The 11281-nt window shown below is 38.6% G+C and carries 6 protein-coding genes; all 6 read right to left on the reverse strand.

Annotation, left to right across the window (positions count from 1 at the left end; translation table 11 throughout):
- Positions 1-33 precede the first annotated feature (33 nt).
- Positions 34-2112 (reverse strand): alpha-amylase family protein, encoded by a 2079-nt coding sequence (locus A9P82_RS02845; protein ID WP_066204013.1) that lies wholly within the window; start codon positions 2110-2112, stop codon positions 34-36.
- A gap of 75 nt (positions 2113-2187) precedes the next feature.
- Positions 2188-3207 (reverse strand): GntR family transcriptional regulator, encoded by a 1020-nt coding sequence (locus A9P82_RS02850; RefSeq protein ID WP_066204016.1) that lies wholly within the window; start codon positions 3205-3207, stop codon positions 2188-2190.
- 586 nt (positions 3208-3793) lie between these two features.
- Positions 3794-6739 (reverse strand): discoidin domain-containing protein, encoded by a 2946-nt coding sequence (locus A9P82_RS02855; RefSeq protein ID WP_066204018.1) that lies wholly within the window; start codon positions 6737-6739, stop codon positions 3794-3796.
- A gap of 27 nt (positions 6740-6766) precedes the next feature.
- Positions 6767-7903, reverse strand: a complete 1137-nt coding sequence (locus tag A9P82_RS02860; protein WP_066204020.1) for a DUF4998 domain-containing protein — start codon at positions 7901-7903, stop codon at positions 6767-6769.
- Positions 7904-8128: 225 nt separating this feature from the next.
- Positions 8129-9331 carry a DUF4959 domain-containing protein gene (locus A9P82_RS02865; protein ID WP_066204022.1) on the reverse strand — a complete coding sequence of 401 codons (1203 nt, stop codon included), beginning with the start codon at positions 9329-9331 and terminating at the stop codon, positions 8129-8131.
- Between the two features lie 42 nt (positions 9332-9373).
- The gene (locus A9P82_RS02870) at positions 9374-11269 is read right to left on the reverse strand and encodes a RagB/SusD family nutrient uptake outer membrane protein (protein WP_066204024.1); all 1896 of its coding nucleotides are present in this window, start codon (positions 11267-11269) and stop codon (positions 9374-9376) included.
- Between the last annotated feature and the right edge of the window lie 12 nt (positions 11270-11281).

Consider the following 11281-nt stretch of genomic DNA (forward strand, 5'->3'; position numbering starts at 1 on the left):
TTTTAATTATAATAAATGGCTTGCTTTTTAAAATTATTTGATATTATATTTATAAATAACGGCATCTTTTGCCGGGATTTCTACAGCTTGTGAAGACAGTCCGGTTAGTCGCTTTTGGTTAAATACATCATACGCATTACTTTTTATATTTTTAAAGAATGAATAGCCGGATAAGTTGATTTTTACAGGTTTATCATCATAATTAAACATTGCCACATACGCATCTTTTCCTATAATTTTCACAAAAAGACGTGAAGCATTTTTACCTGTGTTTCCTTCGAGCGGCAGAAAAGATTTTCCGTCATACTGTACAATCGAAAGCAATTCTTTATTCTGTAACAACTGCTGCGCAGCTGCTCTCCATTTTCCGCCTGCCGAGTAATCATCGCCGGTAATCAAAGAGCCGGTAACGACTGCCGCTGCAAGGCGTGCACGGTTTTCGCCATCCGTTACATCGCTAAACACCACATGGTCTGCGTCCGAGAAATTATACATCCGCGAAAGCCAAAAGCCGTAAGTAGTGCTGTTTAATGTATATGCCGTTTCATCAATTCTTCTGAAAGCATCGCAGGCAATGCGCCTCATGTGCACATAACGAGCCGTTGCCATGTTTGGCGAAATGGCTGCATACACCAACATGGAATTACCGATTTGTTTATCCAGATATTCCATACCTTCTGCAAACGCCTGCATTCCTGTATGAACATTTTTATCGTAATAGCTGTCGGCTTCCAATGTACCATGCGCGAGGAAATCGATTTTTATCATTTTAAAGCCGAGCTTCTTAAATGCCTTGATATAATAAACCATTCTTTCTTTCGTTGCAGGGTGCGTTGGGTCTATGGCTCTGCCACCGTCAATATCAATTACTTCGCCGTTCACTTTTGTCCAGCAATCGGGATAACGATAATTGGTTCCCTCTACTTTCCTATCGCTTTTTCCCCAATCGGTAAACGGCGTCCAGTAAATACCGGGCTTGAAGCCATGTGCATTACAGTAAGCAACAAACGCTTTTAAAGAATCTGTATTACCGTCAATATTTCCATGATTCATTCCGTCCCAAAAGGCATCCAAATCGATAAACAAAGAATTATCGCTTGTGCGGAAACCTTTGCATGAATCTGCAAAAAAATCAATCACGCCCCTTACTTTGGGCAGCGTTATTTTATCCTGCATTACACCCCAACTGTTCCACCCGATGGGCGTTGGAGATGTCCAGTTAAAAATCACAGGCGGTTCCGTAAGACGATTGTTTTTTCCGTAAATATCCATGCCTTTGCGCCAGTCGCCGAAGTAGCCGACCATAAATTTAGGCGAAGCACTAATTGAATCGTTGTCAAGTACCAGCCCGTGTGGCAGTTTATCGTGCGTTACCGTCGCATCGCTGAAACCGGCGAATGCCGTGAGCTTTAGCGAATGATTATTTCCCGAATTAATATTGATGCCAGACTTCCACACTTCGTGTTCCAGAGAACCTATCACAATTCCATTGTAATTTTCATTATTATAAATCGCCGTTGCTTCGCTGCTCGTAAAGTGTGCGCTATCGACTTTTTCGGCATTGTAGCGCACCCACATATCATTGTCAAAAGGAACAAACAATGCACGATTATCTCCTGTTTTATTCCAGGTTATCTGCGCATTGGATAAAGGAGAAATATAATTGCTTGCCGCTTTACTTCCTTCTACAATCAATTGCGTAACAAAATAATTTTTGTTTTTATACACATAGAAAATTTGCTCAAGCTTATTTCCCTGTTCAGCATTACGAATGATAACATACTTGTTACCTTTTCCTAGCCTGTCTTCAAAAACTGTTTTTGAATAAGAGCGATAAACAGCACTATTCACATTAGTTCCGGCTACACCTTTGGTTTCAATACCGGCACTTTTAATGAATGCGTTATTGTCAAAAAATACACTGTAAGTTCCGTCATGGAGATTGTAAACAATTTTATTATGATTGCCGAAAGCAATAGTCAGCAATGAGTCTTTTTTTGCGCCGTAAGAAGATGTAACCAAACTTATCAACAGTAGTAAAGTAACCAGAGACAGTCTGTTTATGTTTCGGTTATTTCTTCGATTTAAAAATATTTTATACAACGTTTTCATTTGTTGCGATTCTCTTTTATTAAACAAACATTCGCACGTAGATTTATAAGCCTAAACGTCAATGTTTCAATGGTTTTATAATGATTTCCTATCGATTAATACAGTCGGTATCGTTTCCTGAATTTTCTCATTCGCCAGCACAAATGCTGCGGCACGTTCCGCCATTTGTTTAAAGTCCGTTGAATATGTTGTAATACCGCCGCAGATAATTTCTTTTACTATATCGTCGTTATGTGAAAGAATACCGATGTCTTTTCCAAATACAAATTTTTTCTCCTGGGCATCTTTCAGCATCATCCACAGTTCCGCATTGTTGATGGTGTAATAAACTGCACCTTTTTCAATGGAACCACTTATATACTCGGGAAGAATTTCATGCCTGATTTTATATTTTTTTACAAATTTTTTGACTGCATTTAAAATTTCAACCGGCGTATCAGAGTTTGGTCTGTGATAATAAACAACACCCTTTTTATACTTTTTAATTTTAGGGAACAATTGCTCAAACACGCGGTACGATGCATCTTCAAACTCCTGCGTTACATAAGAGAAAACACCTTTCATTGGCTCGTAACGGTCAATCATTAAGAATCTTTCCATCGGCAAGGTCTTTAAAATCGACTCCGTTTTTTTATGCGGAATTGGCGCTATCACATACATTCCGTATTTGCCTCGTACACTCGAAATAATACTTTCAAAAACCTGAATATTATTGTGATGAAAATACACATCGATATGAATGCCTTTACCCAGTTTTTCTCTGAACGTTTTATAAAAAGTTTCCTGAATAGTATCGAAAGCAAAAAGCACCAAAGCTATTTTCAAATGCTGCGATACATCTTCGTGTGCTACAAAAAAACCGACCCTGTTGCGCGATTCTACAATGCCGCGTTTTATCAAATCCCGGTATGCTTTGGAGATGGTTTCTCTCGCAAAACCCAACTCCTGAATAAATTCATTAACCGAAGGCAATTTGTCGCCTTTGAATAAGCTTTTGTTTTGCAGCGCGTTCAAAATCCCTTCCACAAACTGCTCATGCTTCGATAAGCCGTGAATATTTTGCAAAGCGCGTATTTCGTCATAAATATTCTTCATGCAAAAGACAATGAGATTTTAATTGTACTATACTATCCTATTCTGCACACAAATGTAAGTTAAATGATTTCACATTTCCAAAAAGTTTTTTTAACAAAAAAAGTATTTAATTGCAAAGTATTGACAATCAATACTTTGCAATTAAATATTTATAATATTCGGTTAGCATGAAAATAATAAGCAGTTAATTATTATATCCCTTATTTTGGTCGCTCTGTGGTATATCCGGATTTTGTAGCATTTCTGTAAGCGGAATCGGGTAAAACTGATTATATGACTGGATAGTTCCACTTTGGTTAGCCTATTTAGTACGCATTTCTATTACCAATCAATATAACATCCAAGTAATAGTTTTTTAAATTTATAACCTTGATAAACAAAATACGAAATAGTTCTATAATTAACCTTATCAACTTGCATCTTTTGCAGAAGATAATAAGATTGTCATTTTCTGTAATCGTATGTCATTATCTATAAAAGGTTTTACCTCTTGTTCATCTTACTGTGTACAACAAGTGAGTGCTACAATATCCTCATTAAAAAATAATTATAAACAGCTTTAAATATTGGAATGTTCTTCTGATTATTAATGTGCAGAGTTATAAGGAACAGCGGTAATACCAGTCGATATTCCTTTTATACATTTATTGTCAACTTTGATATCCACCTGTCTTAACTCTCCGGGTAACAATGAAAAATAATCATCACTAAAAATAGCAGGTAGCACCTGTTCTTCCGTTTTGCTGTTCAAGACCTGCATCCGAATGGCAAAAGCAATGCTCTTTGACGAGACCGGGTTTGTAATGATTGCGTGTATAACTGTGCTGTCTTTCCTCCGTTCAATCTTGCTGCTTATTTTTAATTTTACTCTCGCCATTTGATTCAACATTGTAAAGTCTCCATTCTTATTACCTCTCCAATAAAAATTTTCGTCTAATGACTTCCCATCTTTATCTTTTAAAGTAAGCTTTATAAAATGAACATTTGCCAATCCTTCACTTTGCTCGTTACCTCCGTACACATCAAAACTCCATAATGAATAGCCCCAACCTGTGGCTCGTTCTATTCCTAACATTCGCACATAGCGTGCATTTACATCGTTAAAATATACCGTTTGCAATCCTATTTTCCCTTCCGATATGGCCACATCCTTCCAGTTCAGAGCATCATCGGAAACTTGTACTTTAAACTTTTTAGCATAAGCATCCTCCCAATTAAAGACCACTCTATTTATATTTTGAGGCTGTTGCAAATCAATATATATCCATTGGTTGTCGTTTGTCTTACTCGCCCATCGGCTACCTGGATTCCCGTCTGTAACATCTGACGGAGAACCTCCATCAGTGGAAGATGCTATTGTCGGTTTACCCAATGCCACATTCCTTTGTTCGGCATAAAAAGGAATTGTAAAGCAAGAAACTGCCGTGTTCGCAGGAGAAAAAACATTTACTCGCGAACTAAACTTTTTTACTTCTTTTCCATCAGGATTGTAAACTTTTATTTCCGCAGTCAGTCTATCTGCATCTCGTCCTGTTGTATTTATAATTTTCACTTCATTCGTTAATGGATTCCATTGTATATGCAAAGGTTTGCACGCCTCTTTAACGCCCCAGTATGCACCTGTAAGGTCGTAATAATAATCATATGTTTGCCAAACCATTGAAGGGTACGCCGATTGACTCATCCATGTCATTACACCGGATGCATCTTCCCACATATGGTCTTCCCAGCCTTCATACATCGCTTTATTAGTCTCAATATTCAGCAATTGTGCTTTCCGACAATAATCTTCGATTCCTGAGGGAACACCATATCTTTCCGTTATAAATTTGTCGTAGTTGTCAGGTGTAGCATTAAAAGCATTTTGCCCAAAGAAATGTTGATTCCACATTTCATTACGAGGCCACCATTTGTCCTTTGGCATAAACTTTTTGAAACTTTCAAAATTGGGAAATACAGCCGTACCTATTTCGGTTCTCAAGCCCCAACCCGTACTTCCTCCAAAACCAAGCGGATAAGGTGTGAAGTACCACTTAGGATCTTGATTACCCCAAACGCCGCTCCCCGTAAGGTTTTCTGCATGTGAATTGGGCTGATAATGCCTGCTGCCCCCATCGTACACAGCAATATCTTCGCGAATCCAGTTGTTTAATGGTGCTACCGGCCAGCCCTCATTATCTCCACACCAAATAGCAATAGAAGGATGATTACGTTCCCGTTTTATTTTTTCTATAACATTCGCATTAAATACATGAATATCCGAAGGCAAATTAGGATTGGCATTCAGCCAGAAATCGTCCCACACCATAATCCCGTATTTATCACAAGCTTCATAAAACTCCTCGTCCGTTGTGGAACCAAGCCAGTTGCGAATCATATTAAAATTCATTTCCTTATGCAGCCTCACTTTAGTATCATACTCTTTACCTCTGCATCTCAACATATATTCTGACATTCCCCAGTCTCCTCCTTTAATAAAAACTTTCTTACCATTAACAGAAACATGAAGCACTCCACCAACAGTATCATAGGAATATCTTTTTATTCCAAAGGTTACCTTTTGTGAATCGGAAACTTCATTATTTGACTTTATTACAAATTCACATGTGTATAAATTCGGCTTTCCGTAACCATTGGGCCACCACAATTTCGGTTGATTAATTGATAACTGTGGGAACTGGCTTTTATCCAAAACAAACTCATTACTTCTTCCCGCTTCTATATTTATTTTCTTAGAAAAATGTATATCTCCGGGTTGGATAACTCCTTCAATAATGGCTTCTCGGTTTTCTGAAGCACTGTTATGCACATTAAACTGAACTGACAAATCAGCTCTTGCATTTGTAGGCAGCGCTGTTTTTATCCAAGGGTCTTCCAACGTTATGCTCCCTGTATTACTCAAATAAACGTCATCGGTAATACCGGAATTCAATCCGGGAACATAAGGCATCCAATCCCACCCTGCACTTGACAAATAGGTAGGGCTTCCATAATTGTTCAGCGGCTTTTCGGGAATGGAAATTAAAACAGCAAGAATATTTTTCCTATCACGTTTTACCAAAGCAGTAATATCGAATTTTCCACGTTGCACGATACCGCTTAATTCTCCTATACGCCTCCCATTCAAAAATATTTCTCCTTTTCGATTAACTCCTTCAAAATTCAACCATATTTTTTCTTTGGTAAAACTTCCCGGCACTTCAAATTCTGTTCTATACCAAAAGTTCCTGTCATATTTTGATTTGTCAACCCGATAAATATTATCCCCGAAATTGGGGTCTTCCTCTTTTCCAGCAACAACATAAGCGTTGAAAACAGTACCCGGCACTACTCCTTTTACCCACTCGGAAGTATTGTATCCATCAGAAAAGAGTTGCGTGCTATCATGCACATCTGATTGGGGACATACTTTCCAAATAATATCAGAAGAACTGTCTAAAGAATAAACGGATTGCGCCTTTACATAAGAAAGGCTACTGCTTGTAATAAAAAAGAATAAAAACTTTAAAACGCTCAATGAAACTTTAGCCATTATTTGTATTGGTTAGATTTAGAAATTTTATTGGTTTATGTATAGCCTCAAACTATTAAAGCGCATTGAATTGCCGCTGGTTCCCAAGTTTACCACACAGCCTAATGATATAGTAGTTTGCTGTGTAAGTTCAAAAGACACCTGCACATCCGAACCGTTATTGACCAACTGATAGCCAATTGCAGTGCTTAAATTGTCTGTATCAGGTAAGCCGTCAGCACCGGGAGCGACAACAAGATAAGTATAGTTTTGCCCTCCATTGTTCCACCAATCAATAGAACCATCAAATGTATATTTACCCGGCGGCAGTTTAGCAATCTGATATATTTTGCCATTTGCAATTTCCGGCGCACCATATCCTGCTTCAAAAAAGATTTTATAATCAGAACCACCCGAGATATCGGAACCGCCATAACCGTTATGGCTTTTGATTGCATCATTGGAAATCCAATCCAAAAGATTTGCCCATCTGTTGCCATCGCTTTCAGATACTTTAACAGGATGAATGTTATTCAACAACGATACTTCTGAAACCATGGGTGCAGATGCGGAATTAACCGTGAGCGTGTCAATACCTATGGCATCAGGGATGAAAAGCGTATTGTAAGTAACCGGCTTGCTAATATTTGCATCCGGTAAATCAGTAGTTTGGTCTTGCAGCTGTACAGGAACAACCGTATCCTTCAAAACATCGTTTACATCATAATATTGGATATGCATACCCACAACCCCCACATAACTTTCCACATCAGCCCAAGTCAATTGTATTGCGCCATCGAGTGTTAATGATGATTGTAAAATTGCCCGATTTCCTCGTTGATTGATTGATGTTTGAAACGCGTCGCCATAAATGATCCCCGTTACATTCATTGGGACAGACTTATTATCATCCTTATCATACGTCCTGATTTCAAAGGTTATAGGGCCTTCCGGCAGATTATCTACAATTTGCTTCATTGTATCTATTCCTCCTGTTCTTACCAAAGGTGCTTCCACAGAATCTAAGCCTCCGTTCCAAAATATTCTGTATTTTGTCACTTTAGGGTCGGATAGTAAAACGCCTGTAATCAAAGCTCGGTTTTTGCCCGGAATTACCTGCAAAGAATCAAAAATTCCAGGATAAACAATTTCTCCGTTATTTTCATATTTTTTATAATCGTCCATTTTACTGCACGAATACATAAAAACAGAACAAAAAAGAATATATAATGTTGTGCGAATTGAAAAATAGTGTCTCATGCGTTTATTTTTATTAATTTTTATTTGCCATATGGAATGCTTTTAAATAATTAATCATTCCTATAGGTATAGAGAATATTTATGAGCATTTCATCTACTTGCTATTTTGTTTTTACAATGTTCCGTAATTGTTGCTCCTGATTTTCTCAATCAATCATTCGTTCCCCACATATTTATTTGCTCAATTACAATGAAATAGGTACCCATCCAGTTTTGCAGATTTTTGATACGCAGATACCTGTATGGCGGCGTATCCTCGTCAAAATCGAAGGAAAAGCCTGCAAGACCTGCCAGATAATCGGCATTAGTGCCTTGTCCCAAAGGCAAGCCGGACGGTTTGGTTACCTGGCAAGTAAGAATCTTAGTCCACTCCGACCAGTCTCCGCTGTGCGACGGGTTATTCGAACCATATACTTCAAACAGCTTAGGGCTGCCATCTGCAAAGAACGTAGGAGAATTGTCCGTATTATTTTGCTGGCGGGTATAGAGCGTAAAACGTGTAAGCTTTACCGGCTCATCGCCAAGTCCCCAGGTAATAACGGCAGGGGTGCTTGAACTTATATCCGTATTTACACAGGGCCATTGCTGCAAATTGGGATTGTTGTTCCACATTAAATCGAGATGTGTTTGATATGAAAATTTGGAATCATTATCACACTGAAAAACAAAGAACTTCGATTTGTCTAATAAGATTTCCTGCTTAGGCGTTAACGTTGCAAATAAAGTGTCGGTTGCGTTTGCCCAACGGTCGCGAATGTAGAATCCGAATTTTCTCTCTACCGATGGCATACCTCTTATACTTACACTAATTGCAGAGTCAGCAGTATAAATATTATTCAGCCCTTCCCATTTTCCATCGTTTAAGGAATCTACCAATGGCACTATGACCAAATCTGAACGTAAAGGGTTGAGAGACGTAATATGAACTCCACCCGCTGTTGCCGTAACAGCCATATTTCTATAAGCAATCTGAACCGGAGAAACCAAAGGTTGTATATCAACAGTTACCGGATCGGAAGCTAATTCACTTCTATTGACCGAGTACAGTTTCACTTCATGCACCAATGTATCATTAAAGCCCTGTACATCAATTTGATTGGAATAGTAAGAAGATTTTACGGTTACCTCTTTTCCGGAGGTTAATGAATATACAGCCTTAATGTATAGCAAATCCGGGTCTGACGGTGGCGTATAAGTAATCGATGCTGCCCCATTCTTATTGGTAACTTTAACATTGCTTACCTTGCCGGGCGGTGTTGTACCGTCTTCTATCAATCCCGGTGCTCCATCTTTTTTACAGCCCGTGATAATTAATGTTCCTAACATTAGAATTATCGGTATATACTTATTCATCTGTTTAATATTTTATATTAAATTATTTTATAAAACGATATGCTACCAACCCGGATTTTGTACCAGGTTTTCATTTACATTAAGGTCTGACTCTGACAAAGGCCACAAATAATCCCTGGGAGCTATAAAATGCATCGTATAATAAGTGGTTAATTTATAAAACAGCTCAGGATGTTCCGCAGTACCGGATGCGTCCCAACCTATAATGTTCTCGTTCAATACCTGAGCAGCCAATTTCCACCTTCTTAAATCCCAAAAACGGCTTCCTTCAAATGCCATTTCATTTGCTCTTTCTTCTCTTATAATTGTTCTCAAACCTTCTTTGGTAGTATATTCAGCAGGATTATTGGAATAATTAGTCCAGCTTTCCTGAACGGTTGGCAAGCCGGCACGTGCCCTAACCCTGTTAAGGTATTCATATACTTCATCAGAAGGACCTGACGTTTCATTTAGCGCTTCTGCATAAAGCAGATAAAGGTCTGCCAGCCGCATCATAGGAAAAGGATAATCTTCGATATGGCTACTGTTATCTGCATTAAAGGTAAATTTCCAGTTTACCATTTTCTTAGGATAATACGTTGTAACTGTGGCGCCTACACCTGCCCCAAACTGCCCTAATCTGTCTTGTAAATTCCATGTGTTTTCATCTGTATGGCTGGGACTGTTTTGCATATACCATACGCCCCCGTCAAACCCCAAATCGGCATAGAACCTTGGTTCCCTGTCAAAATTAATTCTTGCAGTCTGATAACCTTCGATGAGATTAAAGCGTTCATCGTGCGTTGCTGTTCTCAACGCTGTAATGTTTGAAAAATCCAATGTTTTGTCTTCGGTAATGGGCACACCGTTTTTTGTATAAAATTGTTCTACAATACCCATGGTCGGTCCCAAAACGCCGTATATGCTCGAATTACCGGCATTGTTGGGATCTATATGTGCCATAGATGAGTATTGCAGTTGCCATGTAGAGGAATTAGAATTTCCCCATATTATCTCCTGGTTCCATTTTTCACATACGGCATTGCGAATACTCATTTGTGTCATAGTAGCATCTGAAAGCGTGTAACCTGTTGTATTTATAAAATGGTATAGAGAAATTCCGGCTGTTTCACAGGCGTCTATTGCTTCTTTTGCTGCAAGGGCTGCCCTTTGCCACTTACTTATATCAAACGTAGTGTTTATTAACAATTGCCCGTCTTTGTTTTTAAAATTTGAATAATCATTATTGCCGTTAAACAGCGGACTGGCTCCGTAAACCAAAACCTTGGCACGCATAGCCAATGCGATGGGGCGTGTGATGTGCCCATAATCCGTAGAAGGATTGATAACGCTGTATGGCAGCAACTTCGAAGCAGAATCCATCAGGTTCGCTATATAATTCACTACAGTATCTACAGGAAGCCGTTTAACTTTAGTCTGTTCGAGCGGCGCATCTATCGGCAGGTTTTTATCTACAATAGCAATGGGGCCATATTGCCTGAACAAAAGAAAGTGATAGTATGCCTTTAAAAACATAGCTTCCCCTATCCAGCGGGTTCTTTCATCAATCTGCAAATCTTTGACTTTATTGGTGTCCACTATATTCTCCAAAAAAGTATTGCAAATGCGGATTGCCTCATACTCTGTACCCCATATTCCAACGTAAGGGCTTACCACATTTTGATTACCTCTCGCTATATCCCAATTGTGCGCATTAATAGCACGCGGTGGGTAGTTGAGCCACAACTCATCTCCACCAAGATAGGCTACATTCAATTGAGGGTCGCCATCATTGCCTAAAAAAGAATAGCACGTGGCTAAGTACTTTTCGGCTTCTGAGCGCATGGTAAATGCATTATTAAGTGTTGCGACATTATCAGGGACAACATCTAAGTATTTTTTACAAGATGCAAGACTTGTAATTATCAATATAATTGTTAAATACCATTTTAATTTCATTCTATATAATTT

Source organism: Arachidicoccus sp. BS20, assembly GCF_001659705.1.
Taxonomy (GTDB): Bacteria; Bacteroidota; Bacteroidia; order Chitinophagales; family Chitinophagaceae; genus Arachidicoccus.